We start from the raw sequence: 15,071 nt of genomic DNA, 5'->3' as shown, positions 1-15,071 counted from the left end.
TGCCAGCCATGTGAAGGCGCTGACCTCGGCCCAGGCCGGTGCGCTGAACAGCGTCCAGGTGGCCGCGATGTCGTCGGACACGCTGCAGGCGCTGGAGACACAGGATCTGCGCGCGCTGCGCACGGCTGCGATCAGCGTCCTCGGCTCCGCGCAGGTCTCGTCCCTGAGCGGTAATCAGTTCGGCGCTCTGACGACCGGCCAACTGGCCGCCCTCAATACCGGCGCGATCGCGGCGATCGGCTCCTCGCAGCTTGCAGGCATGAGTTCGCAACAAGTGGCAGGGATGGCTTCTGCACAATTCCTGTCGCTGTCGTCCGCGGCGATCGCCGGACTGAGCTCGCTGCTCGTGCCGGTTCTCAGGACGGCAACGATTGCAGCGATGTCGTCAGGCCAGATTGGCGCCTTCACCGAGAATCAGATTGTGGCGCTGAGTTCCGGGCAAGCGTCAGCCCTGACCGCCGGCCAGATCGTGGCGCTGTCCACTGACGACGTACGCGCCATGCAGTCAGCCGACATGCAGGCTCTGAGTACCTCGACCTTCGCTGCCATGACGACCAGTCAGTTCGCGGCGATGACCGAACAGCAGATTGTCGGTCTGTCGACGGCCCAGATCCATGCGATGAACTCGTCGCAGCTGCACGCCTGGAGCACGGACCAGCAAGCGGCCATGACCTCGGCCCAGGTCGCCGCGCTCGATGGCTTCCTGACGCCGATCATGCTGGACCTGGACGGCAATGGCGTGATGACCACCAGCATTCGCGCTGGCACCCGCTTCGATCTCGACGCGGATGGGCGCAGCGATAACACCGGATGGGTGGATAAGGCCGATGGCTTGCTGGTACGTGACCGCAATGGTGACGGCGTGATCAATGATGGCAGCGAGCTGTTCGGTAGTGCAGTGACCTTGGCTGATGGCAGCAAGGCACGGGACGGCTACCAGGCGCTCCGCGAGCTCGACAGTAATGGCGATGGCACGCTGGACGCACGGGATACCGGGTTCACCCAGCTGAAGGTGTGGGTGGACGCGGATGGCGACGGCATCAGCCAGACTGGCGAAGTGCGCGTCCTCGGAGAGGCCGGTATTGCGTCGCTGAGCCTGAATGCGGCGCAAACCGACATCGACAGCAACGGCAACAGGATCGGCCTGGTGTCGAGCTATCAGACTGCGGACGGCAAGTCGCACCAGATGGCTGACGTCTGGTTCGCCACCAATGCTGCTGGGGCGAATCTGCGTAGCACCGTCAGCGGTCTGACACAAGCCATGGCGGCCTTCGGCAACTTGCCGCCAGCCCTCCCGGCAGACAGCCCGCTGACACTGCAGCCAGATGCCAAGAGTAGCGCGGCCCTCACGGTGTCTGCGATGGCTGATACGATCAGGCGCTTCGAGGCGACGACACAATTGTCCTCGGCGACCGCCGCGCCAACCGACTCGCCGGAACAGCACGCCCTGCGGCGACATGCGACGGGCTTCCTGGCTGCGCCGAAGTAAGCTGGGATGAACGGCCCTTTCCCTGGCTCCAGCCAGGGAAAGGGCCGGGCCTCGCCGGCGTGTGCATGATCGTTCATGCTCCAAGGACATTCAATTCAAACAGGGCATGCTGACCTAGGGCAGCCTCATCCCCGCAAATCAAAATCGTGGTGTCAAGCGGCACGCGAGCTGGCCGCACAAGCTTAGGCGTGGCGCTAACATTAAAGTTCAGGGAATAGACTGGACTGGTGGCGCATTGCTTGTATGTGCGCAGCAAAAAAGACCGGTGCGGGGCCGCACCGGTCAAAGGAAGAGCATGTACGGCAGGCAAAACCATCTGCCGGCCCGCTCCGGGCAACTGTAAACGTTCCCAGGGCAGTTGCCCCCACAGAAGCGGACTGCGTTAGGGGCGCAATCCGATCAGCACGCACTCCAGAGAGATCGAAGCGCTCAGGCATTGTAGGGTGGGACGCGCGCGCGTAACTGACAGCGTACCGCAGTAAACTGCCGTGGCCGCAGTATGCTTACCTGGTGGTTCGCGCCCACACCACCTCTTGAATGGCTTGCAACTGGGACATTTTGTCTCGATGAAAGAAAATTGTTTACCTGTAGAATGCCTTACGGATGGCAGGCTTCCTTGGCAGCCGCTAACTTTTTCGCTCTCTGTACTCCGCAGTCGGCAGTTTTCCTGGATCGCTCAACATCATGGAATGGTTCCCTATCGTCTTCGGCACGTTCAAGGTTGTCGCCTTAGCCGTAGGCATGTTTTTCGCCGTCAAGTGGCACTACGATCAAGGGGAGCGGCGGAAAGACAAGCTCGCCCTGCTGAGAACTGCGGGGGCTGCGGCTGTGGGCTTCGCGCTGGCGCTCGCAGGCCTGGGTTTTGCCACCTTTGCCCTTGCGCGAAAACTTGGAATGGACTTAACCCTCCAGTAAACGAATGATGACCGGGTATTCCCGGTCATTTTTTTTTGCGGCCGGCCATCAGGCACCGGCGAGCATCTCCGCGTCTTTTCCTGCCGGCAGCCGTCGTGGCGTCGCGGGATCGGTCACGGCCCGCCAGACGGCTTGGGTGACGTCGTCCACTTCGGTAACGGGACCCGGGGCGCGGGCATTGGCGAACACGGCGTCCAGCGTTGGCTGGTACTCGGCCGGCACATCGCCTTGCATGAGGCCTCGTGCATTTTCTCCAAACTTCGTTTCAGGTGAACGTCCCGGCAGCACAAGGTGGGTGCGGATGCCGAGCGGTTCCAGTTCGAGCGCGAGCGATTCGGTGAACGCATTGACCGCAGCCTTGGAGGCGCTGTACACGGACAGCAAGGGCAGCGGCTTCAGCGTTACGGCGGACGTGACATTGACGATCACGCCGGCGCGCCGGGCCCGGAAGCCTGGCAGCACCTGCTGCGTCATGGCGATGGTGCCCAGGGTGTTGGTCTCGAACAGATTGCGCGCTGCTTCCATCGACATGCCTTCCAGCGGATACATGGCGCCCAGGCCGGCATTGTTCACGAGCGCATCCAGCGGCCCCGCGGCCTCGATGACGGCGGCGATGCTGGCGGCATCGGTCACGTCGAGCGGCAGCACGCGCAGCCTGTCGGATTGCGGAAGCAGCTCGGGACGCGGCACGCGCATCGTTGCGATGACATTCCAGTCCTGTTGCAGGAAGTGGCGCGCAATCGCCAGGCCGAAGCCGGAAGAGCAGCCGGTGATCAGAACGGTTTTCATGAGAACTCCTGTAAATGTGTGGATGGATGAACGATAATGGATACGGTTCGGACTTTCTATAATTTGCAGTCCGTATTGCTTTAGGGAGAGTCCGGGATGTCTGATCCGTTGTCACAGGTCGTTGAAATGCTCCAGCCCTATGTAAGGCTGACGAAGCTGGTCAGTGCCGCAGGGCGTTGGGGCGTGCGCCGTTCGGAGGCTGGGCAGCCGTTCTATTGCGTGGTCCTTGAAGGCGAGTGCCGGCTCACGGTTGGGGATGAGCCGGCGCTGACGCTGGCGCAGGGCGATTTCGTGCTGATTCCCGCTTCCTTTGATTTCGCCATGAGCAGCCTGCGCGCGCCGAGGCAGGGGGACTTCAACCGTGCCCCCGTGCAGCTGCGCGCCGGCGAGTTCAGGCTGGGGACGGAGGAGGGGCCACCGGACGTCCGTTATCTCATCGGCCACTGTGAATTCGGTTCGCCCGACGCGGCGCTGCTGGCGCCGCTGCTGCCGCGGCTGGTGCATGTGCGGGGCGATCCGCGGCTGACCATGCTCGTGCAGCTGGTGGGGGATGAATCCGCCCGTCAGCGGCCGGCACGCGATGTGGTCATCACCCGCCTGCTTGAGGTGCTGCTGATCGAGGCCCTGCGCACTGGCGGAGGCGCGGCCGTCGCCCCGGGACTGGTGCAGGGCCTGTCGGACGCCCGTCTTGCGGCCGCGCTGCGGCGCATGCACGAGGCGCCGGAGCATCCGTGGACTGTGGCCGGGCTGGCGCAGGAAGCAGCAATGTCGCGCTCCACCTTCTTTGAGCGCTTCAGTGCATCAGTCGGCATGCCGCCGATGGAATACCTGCTGGCCTGGCGTATGGCGCTCGCCAGGAATCTTCTGCGGCGCGGCACGCACCGCGTGGCGGAGGTGGCGGAACGCGTAGGCTACGGTTCTGCGAGCGCTTTCAGCGTTGCCTTCGCGCGCCATAGCGGCATGCCGCCTGCCAGCTACACGCGCCACGTCAGCGCGGGCTAGCTGTTGGTTCAGATCAGGCCGCGGACCCGCGCCGCCCGGATCGCATCTTCCCGGTTGCCCACGCCCAGCTTGGCAAAGATGGCTTTCAGGTGGTGCTTGATGGTTTCGGGTGATAGTGTGAGATTGCGGGCGATGGCCTTGGTGGTGCTGCTCTTGGACAGTTCATACAGCACATCCACTTCGCGCGGCGTGAACAGTTTGCTGGCCACGCTCTGGGTGCGCTCGCGGTGCGCGTCGTTGATGCGCCCGATCAGGGTGGTGGCCCATTTGACGCTGGGCGCAGCGTCGTCGTCGTGCCCGCGCTGTGCCAGCCAGCTGCCCAGCACCGTCATCATGCGCGTGCCCAGTTCCACAAAAGGCTGCACCAGGCCCAGCTCGTGGGTTTCGGCGAGCAGGGCCTCCAGCGCTTTCGCCTGGGCCCGGTTCGGCAGCTCGGTGTATTGCAGCTGGAGGTGCATGGCGTCCGCCATCAGTTCGCTGGCCCGGAAGCCGAGCCGGTGCGCGCGCGCCTTGAACGCCAGCGCGGTTTCCCTGGCTTCGTCCAGGCGTCCCGCCGCCAGCATGCAGAAGTAGCGGGCCCGTGCGATGTTTTCCACCACCTGCCATGCAATGGCCAGGTCCTGGCCGGACCACTGCCAGCGCTGCTCCAGTTCCATCTCGCCGGCCAGCAGCGCGGCCTCGGCCGGATTTTGCAGGCACTGGAATTCCAGGTAGGCCATGGAGGCCGCCAGGTTCAGCGGCGGCAAGCTCTCTTCGATGGCGAGGGTGCGCGCGTCGTTCAGCAGGTCGAAAGCGCGCTGCACTTCGCCGCGCACGAAGTGGCAGCGCGCCAGCGCCACATAGCGCGCATAGCAGACCTCGAAACGGAAGGTGGTGTTTGCCCGCATGAGCTCACTCAGGTGCAGCGTGGCCTGGTCGATATCGCCACGCAGGTAGGCGGTCTGGCCCAGTACGCTGTTCACCAGCTGCGCCAGGGAGTCCTGGTTGAAGCGCAGGAAGTTGGCATCGCGCTGCAGGGACTGCGAGATCATGCGCTCCGCTTCGGCGAGCCGGCCCTTGGCCAGCGCACTGCGCGCGTAGTACATGGGAATCCAGGGACTGTTGTGGGTGTAGGCGCCGCGTTCGCCCAGCGCCACCACTTCGTCGATGCGGCGGTCGCAGCGCTCGATCGGTCCCAGGCGATGCAGGAAGTAGATCTCCACCGGCAGGATGATGGCCATCAGGCGCGGATCGTCCAGCGCGCCGGAGCGCACAATGCCCTTGGCCTGCGTGAGCACCGACCACGGCGACAGCTGTTCTACATGCTCGGACTGCTGCATCAGCACCATGCAGCGCGTCATTTCAAGGTCGTAGGTGAGGGCGGGCGTGGCCTGCCATGCCTCTTCCCGCGCCAGGTATTCGATGCGCTCGAAATCGGCTTCGAAGGGGCTCGGCTCGCCTTCGATCAGGCACAGCACCAGCTGCACCATATGCAGCCGCGGCCGTTTGCGGACCAGGCCTTCGGGCAGCAGGCGCAGCATGAGCCGCGTGCGCACCACGCCCTCGTTGGCCACCAGCCGGATGGCGCCCGCATCCTCCATGATGTCCGCGGCCAGCTCCAGCCGCCCGGCATCGACGGCGTGTTTCATCGCCGTGTGCACATTGCCGAGGGCGGCAAGGTGGGCGGCCGCGCGCTGGTGCAGGAAGCTGACGCGGCCGGGCGATTGCAGTTCCAGCGTGTCGATCAGGTAGTCGCGCAGCAGCGGATGCAGCCGTGCGCTCCAGGACGATTCCTCCACCACGGCAATCGGCCGGATATTGCACAGCTGCCGTATCAGCGCCAGGCTGTCATCCTTGCCGCGCACCGCATTGGCCGCATCGGCGTCGATCACATCCAGCACCGCAACCTCCAGCATGAAATCGCGCAGCGGCGCGCCGATGGTGGACAGCACCTCGTGCGCCAGGTAGTCGAAGATCTGGCGCCGGGGAATCTTGCCGCTGGCCTCGATGCCCGGCTCCAGCTGGTGCTCCGAGCTTTCCGCGCGCAGGCGCGCCAGCTGCAGCGCGAACGGCCAGCCGTCGGTGTAGTGCGAGATCTGGGCCACGGCTGCGCCGGGCATGGAGCTTCCCAGCAGTTCCTCGGCTTCGGCCGGGGTGAAGCGCAGCGTTTCGGCATCCACGATGCGCAGCTGGCCCGCCAGCTGCAGCCGCGTGAACTGATGGCTGGGCGGCTTGCGGCTGGCGATCACCATGCTCACATTGTGCGGCAGGGTTTGCAGCATCTGGCTGAGCAGCTGTTCCACGTCCGGGCCGGCGGCCTGTTCAAAGTCGTCGATGCAGATCATCAGCGGCGCTTCGACCGCGGCCAGGCTGTTGGCCAGCGAGGCGCCGGCGGCCGGCGCAATGCCGCAGCGCTTCAGGGCCGCCGTGAAACTTTCGGAGAACAGCACGGGATCGACGTCGCGCTCATCGCAGCTGAGCCAGGCTGCCTGTTTGCCCCCGTCCCGCGCCTGCTGTGCGAACTGCGCCATCGTGGTGCTTTTGCCGTAGCCGGCCGGCGCGCTCAGGAAGGTCAGGCGCGCCGAGCGGGGCGGGGTGGACAGCAGCTTGTCGATCACACGTTGGCGCCAGAGCGCATCCTCAACGTGCACGCTGCGCACTGTGCGGGGTGTAGCTGTGGTTTTCATGTGCAAAAGGTCGGAGGGCTTGCAGGCTATTCTGCCACGGCAATATGGCGCTGCCTACGGGCGGCGGCCGTATCCCCCGAATTTGTCCCCCGCATCCCCCGGCACCGGAATTGTCCGGCCCATGCGGTTCTCATATAGTGAATTCGCACCTAACAATAAGGAGAACTTCATGCAGGCCAAACGGATCCACCCGCTAGCGCTCGCGGTCATGAGCGTGTTCGCCGCCCCGGGCCATGCCTGGGCCCAGCAAACGGACGGCGCAGCGCAGGACGGGAGTGCTGACAAAATTGAAACCATTGTCGTCACCGCGCAACGCCGCCTGGAGCGCCTGCAGGATGTTCCCGTGGCCGTGAAGGCCTTCAGCCAGAAGCAGGTGGAGGCAATGGGGATCCAGAGCACCCAGGATTTCATCAACCTCACGCCGAACATGTCCTTCGATAATTCCTTCACCTACGGGAATTCCTTTGTGGTGCTGCGCGGCGTCACGCAGATCAATAATGCCGATTCGCCGGTGGCGGTGGTGGTGGACGGCGTGCCGCAGAACAACCAGAAGCAGCTGAAGATGAACCTGTTCGATATCGAACGCATCGAAGTGCTGAAAGGCCCGCAGGGTGCGCTGTACGGCCGCAACGCGATCGGCGGCGCCATCAATATCGAAACGAAGGCGCCATCGAACAAGCGCGACGGCTTCGCCGCCTTCGAGGCCGGCAATGGCGGCCTGAAGGAAGCATCGGCCGGCCTGGGGGGCGCGCTGGTGGACGACACGGCCTTCTACCGCATCGTCGGCCAGACCAAAAAATTCGACGGCCTGATCCGCAACACCTATACCGGCCGCAACGTCGATGCGGTCGATCATGACAATTCCCTGCGCGCCCGCCTGCTGTTCAAGCCCGCCGCAGGCCTGGCAATCGACCTGCGCGCGAGCTATGTCGACTTCGAGGCGGGCGCCACCTGGGACAGCATCGCCGTCAAGAACCGGCCGGACCTGATCCGCCCGCCGCGCTCCAACATCAACGGCGAAACCACGGGCACCACGCGCGACTTCAGCGCGAAAGTGAGCTACGAACTGCCGTTCGCCACCCTCACGTCCATCAGTGGCTATACCCGGCTTAATGAAGACTACCGGGGCGACGTGGAGTTCTCCAATCCGGTGGACACGCCGGGCGGCTTCCTCGGTTTCGGCTTCCAGGCAGGGCAGGGCCAGAACCTGGCCGTGCGCATGGTGAGCCAGGAGCTGCGCCTGACCTCGGCCGACGAAGGACCGCTGCGCTGGATCGGCGGCATTTACTACCTTGGCACCAAACGCGACCTGCTGACCCGGGCCTTCATCGATACCGACAGCTCGCACGGGCAGTTCGACGATATGGCCAAAAACCTGGTCAACCTGAACGAAGCGAACGACAACACGGCAAAGGCGGCGTTCGGCCAGCTTGACTATGATCTTGCGCCCGGCACCACCTTGTCGGGTGCGCTGCGCTACGACCGCGACGAGCGCAGGCAGCAGAACCTGGTGGACCACAGCCGGCGCCAGGCCAGCTACGCGAAATGGCAGCCGAAACTGACGCTGACCCGGAAATTCAATCCGGAGGTGCTGGGCTATGCCACGTTCAGTACCGGCTTCCGTTCGGGCGGCTTCAATTCGCCCGGCAATGCCAACTTCCGGCCCGAGACCCTCACCAACGGCGAGCTCGGCATGAAGACCAGCCTGCTCGATAACCGCCTGGTGCTGAATGCGGCGGTGTTCCGCTCCCGTTCAAAGGACTTCCAGTTCTTCTACGTGAATACGGCCACGGCTTCCCAGATCATTTCCAATATCGACCGGGTGAACCTGACCGGCTTCGATGTGGACTTCCGCTACCTGCCCATGCGTGGCCTGGAATTCGATGGCGGCGTGGGCTACACCAAGGGCGAGATCCGGGCCAACCGCGCCGAGCCTTCCACCATCGGCCACCATACGCCGAAGAATTCGCCGCTCAAGATCAACCTAGGCGTCCAGCACACGCGCCCGGTGGCGCCCGGCCTGGAGGGCATGGCGCGGTTCGACTACGAATACCGCGACAAGAAATACTGGCACCCGGATAACGCCGCGGTGTCGCCATCCCTGAACCTGTTCGGCCTGCGCCTGACGCTGCGCGATGCGCGGGACGCCTGGTCGCTCACGCTGGCGGGCCAGAACCTTGGCGACAAACGCTACTACGCGGACTTCAACTCCGGGCAGTACAGCGGCCTGCCTTACGACATCGGCTCGCTGGCGGCCGGCCGCACCTACACCCTCACGTTCAAGGCCCGCTTCTAGGCCGGATTGGAATCACAGATATGATCAAGGTTGGAATTGACGTCGGCGGCACCAACACCGATGCCGTCATCATGCGCGGCAGCGATATGCTGTTCTCCTGTAAAACCGCCACCACGCAGGACGTTACGACTGGCGTGCTGAATGCGCTGCGCCAGGTTTGCGAAGGCAGCATGCTGCCGAAAAACGAAATCGGCGCGGTCATGATCGGCACTACGCACTTCACCAATGCCCTGGTGGAACGCAAGGGGCTGAACCCGGTAGCGGCGATCCGGCTGGGCGCGCCCGCCACGGTGGGCCTGCCGGCGTTGACCGACTGGCCCGCAGATTTTGTGGCGGCGGCCGCCATCAAGCCCTTTATCGCGCACGGCGGATATGAGTTCAACGGACAGCACCTGAGTGCCCTCGACCGTGGCGAGCTGGCCGTCATCGGCGGCGAGATCAAGGCCGCCGGCATCCGCGACATCGCCCTGTGCGGTGTGTTCTCCTTCCTCAATGCCGAACAGGAGCGCCTGGCTGCGGAGGCGCTGCGCTCGGTGATCCCCGATGCCCGCATCACGCTGTCGTCCGAAATTGGCCGCATCGGCTTGCTGGAGCGGGAAAACGCCACCATCCTGAATGCCTGCCTGGCCGACCTGGCCGGGCACGTGGTGGACGCCTACCGCAAGGCCTTGCACGAGAGCGGCATCGATGCGCCGTTTTACCTGACACAGAACGATGGCACCTTGCTGAATGCGGAACAGGCCAGGCGTTTCCCCATCCTCACGGTGGCCTCGGGGCCGACCAATTCGATGCGCGGCGCGGCCTTCCTGTCCGGGCTGAAGGACGCCATCGTGGTCGACATCGGCGGCACCACGGCCGATGTGGGCGTGCTGCAGGGCGGCTTCCCGCGCCAGTCCGGCGTTGCCGTGCAGGTGGGCGGGGTGCGCACCAATTTCCGCATGCCGGACGTGTACAGCATCGGCCTGGGCGGCGGCTCCGTCGTCAGCAACGACCTGCGCACCGTGGGGCCGATCAGCGTGGGCTACCGCATCCATACCGAAGCACTGGTCTATGGCGGCGGCACCACCACGGCGACCGATATCGCGGTGGCTGCCGGCGTCGCCCAGCTTGGCGATGCCAGCCGCGTGGCGCAGCTGGATCCCGGCCGCGTGCGCAGCTGCTTTGAGCGCATGCAGGGCACGCTGCACGATGCAATCGAGCGCATGCGCACCTCGGCCGAGCCGCTGCCGGTGATCGTTGTCGGCGGCGGGAGCATCCTGGTTGGCGGCGCCATCCGCGGCATGGCGGTGCAGGTCCCTGCGGGCTTCGGCGTGGCCAATGCCGTGGGCGCGGCCATGGCGCAGGTAAGCGGCGAAGTGGACCGCGTGGTCCTGCTGGAGCACAGCACCCGGGCCGAGGCGCTGGCCGAAGCGGAGCGGGATGCCGTGGCGCTGGCCGTGGCCGCAGGCGCAAATCCCGGTACCGTCACGCTGCTCGACGTGGAGGAGACGCCGCTCTCCTACCTTCCCGGCAATGCTACGCGCATCCACCTGCGCGTCGTGGGCGACCTCGCATAAACAGGAATAACTATGACAATGATTGAAGAACGCGATATCGAAGCAATCGCCGCCGGCAGCGCCATCTACGGAACAGGCGGGGGCGGTGATCCCTACCTCGGGAAGCTGCTGGCCATGAAGGCCATCCGCGAGTATGGCCCGGTGGAGCTGGTGGACCTGGATTACTTTGAGGACGACGACCTGATCGTGCCGATCGCCATGGTGGGCTCGCCCTCGGTGATCCTGGAAAAACTGCCGCAGGCGGAGCCCATGGTGAAGGCGCTGAAGGCGCTGGAGCGCCATCTGGGCAAGCCGGCCAAAGGGCTGATGTCGATTGAAGTGGGGGGCATCAATTCCACCATTCCCTTCTGCGTGGCGAGCAGCCTTGGCCTGCCCCTGATCGACGGCGACACCATGGGACGGGCTTTCCCGGAGTTGCCCATGACGCTGTGCACCCTGCAGGGCATCCTGCCGTCCCCGCTGACCATGGCCGATGAAAAGGGCAATGTGTTCACCATTGAAGTGGCAGACATCCACGCGGTTGAAAAATTCGTGCGCAACATCACCATGGAGATGGGCGGTTCCGCCTACATGGCGATTTATTCCATGACCGCCGCGCAGCTTAAAAAGGCGCTGGTGCCGCGCTCCATCTCCGCCGCGCGCGCAGCGGGCCAGGCCCTGTTCGATGCGCGCGCCCATCACGCGGACCCGGTGGCCGCCGTGGTGCGCGCCACCGGCGGCTTCCGCGTGTTCAAGGGCAAGGTGACAGAGGTACGGCGCACCATCGACGGCCGTTTCAGCTTCGGCCACGCCACCGTGAAAGGACTGGAGGAGGATGAGGGCAGGGAAGCCGCCCTGAAATTCCAGAACGAGTTCCTGATGATTTCCGCCGGGGGAGAGGTGCTGTGCACCACGCCGGACCTGATCGTGCTGCTGGACCTGGAATCCGGCGAGCCGATTACCGCCGAACAGACCCGCTTCGGCCTGCGGGTAGCGGTGGTGGCGATTCCCTGCGTGCCGCAGTGGCGCACGGCAGCCGCGCTGGAGCTGGTGGGGCCGCGGCGTTTCGGCTACTCCTGCGACTACGTGCCGGTTGAAAAACTGGTGCTGGAACGATGAGCGCGGCGGACAGCGGAAGCCGCATCGGCGGCGCCGGGCTGGCAGCCATCTGGGTTGGCGGCATGATCAGCATTCCGGCGCTGATCCTCGGCAGCACGCTTGCCGCCGGCATGCCTTTTGCCGAGATGTGCCTGGCCTGCCTGATCGGCTTTACGACGGTCGCTGCAACCCTGGCGCTGCAGAGCGCAGCTGCGGCGGCCTCACGCCATGATACCGTGCATATGGCACGCAGGCCTTTCGGCACCCGCGGCGGCCCCGCGCTGATCGGCGCCACGGTCGGCATTGCGCTGATGGGCTGGTTCGGCGTGCAGACCGGCATCGCCGGCGATTCCATGGTGCGCATACTGGAGACGGCCTTTGGCCTCGACGTGGCGCCGCCGCTTGCCGCGCTGGGCCTGGGGGCGTTCATGTTCGTCTTTGCGGTGCTGGGCTTTTCGTATTTCAAGTGGCTCAATTATGTGGCGGTGCCGTGCAAGCTTGCGCTGGTGGCCTATGCCATGTACCTGGCAGTCGGCGACGGCGCGTGGGATACCATCCTCGCTTACCGTCCGTCCGGCGAAGCCCCCATCGGCTTTGCGACGGCAGTGGGCATGTCGATCGGCGCCTTCGCCGTCGGCGCCGTGATCGCGCCGGACTACGCGCGCCACTGCACTACGGTGCGCGCTGCGGTGCTGGGCACCCTGTTCGGCATCCTGCCGGCGGCCATGGGCATGGTGATCTGCGGCGCCGCGCTGTCCATCCTGCTGCGCACCCACGACATCGTGGACATCTACGCCCGTAGCGGCATGCCGCTGCTGGCCTTGTCGGTGCTGATCATGGCAACCTGGACCACGAACGTGATGAACGCCTATTCAGCCGGGCTGGCCCTCGCACAGTTCCTGCCCGCACGCCGCAACGCGCGGGTCCAGGCCACCTTGCTGGCCGGACTGGCCGGTTCCGGACTGGCGGCGCTGGGCGTGCTGGCGCACTTCCAGACTTTCCTCCAGCTGCTGACGGTGGCGATTCCGCCCATCGCCGGGGTTCTGCTGGCCGACCATTGGTTCGTGCGGCGCAGCGGCGCTGTGACCAGCTTCAATGCAAGAGGCCTGGCAGCCTGGATGTTTGGCGCGGCGGTCACTGTTGCGCTCAGCCATCCACTGGCCAGCCTGCTCGGCATCGGCAGCGCCGCCGCTGCTTATGCGTTGATGGCCATGGCGGAAGCGCCCATGCGGACCTGAAGGGCGGCTGGTTTGGGACAGAAGTCCAGCCGGCATCATGAGCGCGTATGGCGTGCGCAACGCTATCGAGGCGGAAGCCGTTCTGCGCGCACAGCAGCGAATCTCAGCATTTATGTCTGTTTCCGCACTGAACAGTTTCGTGCGCGGCTTTACGCTTGGCTTATCACGACTTTCAGATGACGAACATGAGCACATCTGCACATGGCCGGCGCGCCCCGCGCCTGTCGCTCGCCGCATGGAAACAATTCCTCAACGTGGCGAAGCCATACTGGCTGGAAAACGAGAAAGGCCGGGCCTGGGCCTTGCTGCTGTTCCTGATCGTGCTCATGATGGTCGAGACCAAGCTGGCCGTGATGCTGAACGACCAGGCCGGCGAGATGACCTCGGGCCTGGCGGCTAAGAACGGCGGCCGTTTCTGGAATGCGGTGCAGGCCTGCCTGCTCACGCTGGCCTTCGCGGTGCCGGTGTATGCCTTCTACTACTACATGCGCGACGTGTTCGCCAACCAGTGGCGGCGCTGGCTTACCGGGCGTTTTCTCGATGGCTACCTGAAGGGCCGCAAATATTACGAACTGGGCGCCAACAGCGACATCGATAATCCCGACCAGCGTATCAGTGAAGATATCAATACCTTTACCGGCCGCTCGATTCACTTCCTGCTGATCTTCCTGGGATCGGTCATGCAGCTGGTGGCCTTCAGCGCGGTGCTGTGGTCGATCTCGCATGTGCTGGTCGCCGTGCTGGCGGTGTATGCGCTGGTGGGCACCGTGGTCGCGCTGTATATCTTCGGCACTCCGCTGATCCAGCTGAACTTCTGGCAGCTGCGGCTGGAGGCGGATTTCCGTTTCAGCCTGATGCGCCTCCGCGAGAATGCTGAATCCATCGCCTTCTACCGCGGCGAAACGCAGGAACGCGCACATATCGACAGCAAATTCAGCAAGGTTATCCAGAACTTCTCCCGGCTGATCAAGAAGCAGCGCTCGCTCAATCTTTTCCAGCGCACCTTTAGCCAGCTGGCGCTGGTTTTGCCGGGCATGATCCTGGCCAACGGCGTGCTGTCGGGCGAGCTGGAAGTAGGGCGGGCGATCCAGGCGACCGGCGCTTTCACCGCCGTGCTTGGCGCCGTTGGCGTAATCGTCGATAACTTCGAAAGCCTGAGCCGCTTCGTGGCGGGGATAGGACGCCTGCAGGCGCTGTCCGACCTGGTGCTGCCCGGCGCCAAGAAGGCTCCCGTGGCCGACAGCACATCCAGCCGTATCGAGCGCAAGCCGGCCGACCGGCTCGTGCTGGAAGCCCTCACGCTCTACCCGCCGCAATCGGACCGGGTACTCATCAAGGATTTATCGCTGGCACTGCAGCCGGGCGATGCGCTGCTCATTGTTGGCGATAGCGGTTGCGGCAAGAGTTCGCTGCTGCGTGCGATTGCCGGTCTGTGGCATAACGGCAGCGGCATCATCCATCACCTGCCGCAGGAGGACTTCTTTTTCCTGCCGCAGCAGCCTTATCTGCAGCACGGCACGCTGCGCAGCCAGCTCATCTATCCAAGCGCGCAGGCCAGCCTGGGCGACGAAGAACTGCTGGCGATTCTCGAACAGGTGCACCTGCCGCAGTTGGCCGAACGCGTCGGCGGCCTGGATGCCGTACAGGACTGGGAAAAACTGCTGTCGGTAGGCGAGCAGCAGCGTCTGGCCTTCGGCCGCGTGCTGGTCCACAAACCCAATATCGTGATCCTGGACGAAGCCACCAGCGCGCTGGATAGCGGCAACGAAGCTTCGCTGTACGGCCGCCTGCGCGAAGGTGGTACGACGCTGATCAGCATCGCGCACCGCGCCGCTGTACTGCGCCATCACACCCATGTGCTGCGACTGCTGGGTGATGGCGCATGGGAGGTGCACGATGCGAAGACCTATCAGTTCGACGAACCTGCTGAAGTGCCGCCGGCGGGACCAGCGCCCGCGGCCAAGCGGCAGGCGGGTGTCGGCGCCTTCGTGTAGTCGGCATAGCCCCGGAATGAGAACTTGCGCCAGCCTGCAGCATGCAGCG

10 protein-coding genes are annotated in these 15,071 nt (G+C 64.7%); 8 read left to right on the top strand and 2 right to left on the bottom strand.

All coding sequences use genetic code 11. The annotated features are described in order from the left end of the window. Both ACJRPG_RS20595 and ACJRPG_RS20590 read left to right on the top strand, forming a co-directional pair. Positions 1–1,489: SPM autocatalytic domain-containing protein (locus ACJRPG_RS20595; protein WP_510183112.1), on the top strand; the 1,489-nt coding region annotated here is incomplete at its 5' end. Positions 1,490–2,170: 681 nt separating this feature from the next. Beyond that, a complete protein-coding gene (locus ACJRPG_RS20590; protein WP_408001992.1) occupies positions 2,171–2,404 on the top strand; it encodes a hypothetical protein in 234 nt (77 codons plus the stop codon). A gap of 48 nt (positions 2,405–2,452) precedes the next feature. Here the strand turns inward: ACJRPG_RS20590 and ACJRPG_RS20585 are convergent, their stop codons facing one another. Next, entirely contained in the window at positions 2,453–3,193 is a 741-nt protein-coding gene (locus tag ACJRPG_RS20585; RefSeq protein ID WP_408001990.1) for an SDR family oxidoreductase, read from the bottom strand. 126 nt (positions 3,194–3,319) lie between these two features. On the opposite strand from ACJRPG_RS20585, the gene ACJRPG_RS20580 reads away from it, so the two are divergent. After that, positions 3,320–4,195 (top strand): AraC family transcriptional regulator, encoded by an 876-nt coding sequence (locus ACJRPG_RS20580; RefSeq protein WP_408001989.1) that lies wholly within the window; start codon positions 3,320–3,322, stop codon positions 4,193–4,195. Between the two features lie 8 nt (positions 4,196–4,203). Here the strand turns inward: ACJRPG_RS20580 and ACJRPG_RS20575 are convergent, their stop codons facing one another. Then, complete coding sequence (locus ACJRPG_RS20575) at positions 4,204–6,861, bottom strand: LuxR C-terminal-related transcriptional regulator (RefSeq protein ID WP_408001988.1); 2,658 nt, start codon at positions 6,859–6,861, stop codon at positions 4,204–4,206. A 169-nt stretch (positions 6,862–7,030) separates the two neighbouring features. Between ACJRPG_RS20575 and ACJRPG_RS20570 the strand changes: the two genes are divergently transcribed. The 5 genes from ACJRPG_RS20570 to ACJRPG_RS20550 all read left to right on the top strand — a co-directional run bounded on the left by ACJRPG_RS20570 (position 7,031) and on the right by ACJRPG_RS20550 (position 15,022). Beyond that, positions 7,031–9,157 (top strand): TonB-dependent receptor, encoded by a 2,127-nt coding sequence (locus ACJRPG_RS20570; RefSeq protein WP_408001987.1) that lies wholly within the window; start codon positions 7,031–7,033, stop codon positions 9,155–9,157. 20 nt (positions 9,158–9,177) lie between these two features. Then, complete coding sequence (locus ACJRPG_RS20565; protein WP_408001986.1) at positions 9,178–10,713, top strand: hydantoinase/oxoprolinase N-terminal domain-containing protein; 1,536 nt, start codon at positions 9,178–9,180, stop codon at positions 10,711–10,713. A gap of 12 nt (positions 10,714–10,725) precedes the next feature. After that, a complete protein-coding gene (locus tag ACJRPG_RS20560; RefSeq protein ID WP_408001985.1) occupies positions 10,726–11,811 on the top strand; it encodes an S-methyl thiohydantoin desulfurase family protein in 1,086 nt (361 codons plus the stop codon). Then, on the top strand, positions 11,808–13,028 hold the full coding sequence (locus ACJRPG_RS20555) for a cytosine permease (RefSeq protein WP_408001984.1): 1,221 nt from the start codon (positions 11,808–11,810) through the stop codon (positions 13,026–13,028). Before ACJRPG_RS20560 ends, ACJRPG_RS20555 begins: the two co-directional genes overlap by 4 nt. 185 nt (positions 13,029–13,213) lie before the next feature. Further along, positions 13,214–15,022 carry an ABC transporter ATP-binding protein/permease gene (locus ACJRPG_RS20550; protein WP_408001983.1) on the top strand — a complete coding sequence of 603 codons (1,809 nt, stop codon included), beginning with the start codon at positions 13,214–13,216 and terminating at the stop codon, positions 15,020–15,022. Positions 15,023–15,071 lie beyond the last annotated feature (49 nt).

The sequence above is a fragment of the Pseudoduganella rhizocola genome, assembly GCF_045984285.3.
In the GTDB taxonomy this organism is placed as follows: Bacteria; Pseudomonadota; Gammaproteobacteria; order Burkholderiales; family Burkholderiaceae_D; genus Rugamonas.
This window is presented reverse-complemented; position numbering and strand designations above follow the sequence as displayed.

Bases quoted from the DNA above. Each gene is read 5' to 3' on its own strand.
- ACJRPG_RS20585 (WP_408001990.1), bottom strand. From the start codon at position 3,193: ATGAAAACCGTTCTGATCACCGGCTGCTCTTCCGGCTTCGGCCTGGCG.
- ACJRPG_RS20565 (WP_408001986.1), top strand. From the start codon at position 9,178: ATGATCAAGGTTGGAATTGACGTCGGCGGCACCAACACCGATGCCGTC.
- ACJRPG_RS20555 (WP_408001984.1), top strand. From the start codon at position 11,808: ATGAGCGCGGCGGACAGCGGAAGCCGCATCGGCGGCGCCGGGCTGGCA.
- ACJRPG_RS20570 (WP_408001987.1), top strand. From the start codon at position 7,031: ATGCAGGCCAAACGGATCCACCCGCTAGCGCTCGCGGTCATGAGCGTG.
- ACJRPG_RS20560 (WP_408001985.1), top strand. From the start codon at position 10,726: ATGACAATGATTGAAGAACGCGATATCGAAGCAATCGCCGCCGGCAGC.
- ACJRPG_RS20575 (WP_408001988.1), bottom strand. From the start codon at position 6,861: ATGAAAACCACAGCTACACCCCGCACAGTGCGCAGCGTGCACGTTGAG.
- ACJRPG_RS20550 (WP_408001983.1), top strand. From the start codon at position 13,214: ATGAGCACATCTGCACATGGCCGGCGCGCCCCGCGCCTGTCGCTCGCC.
- ACJRPG_RS20580 (WP_408001989.1), top strand. From the start codon at position 3,320: ATGCTCCAGCCCTATGTAAGGCTGACGAAGCTGGTCAGTGCCGCAGGG.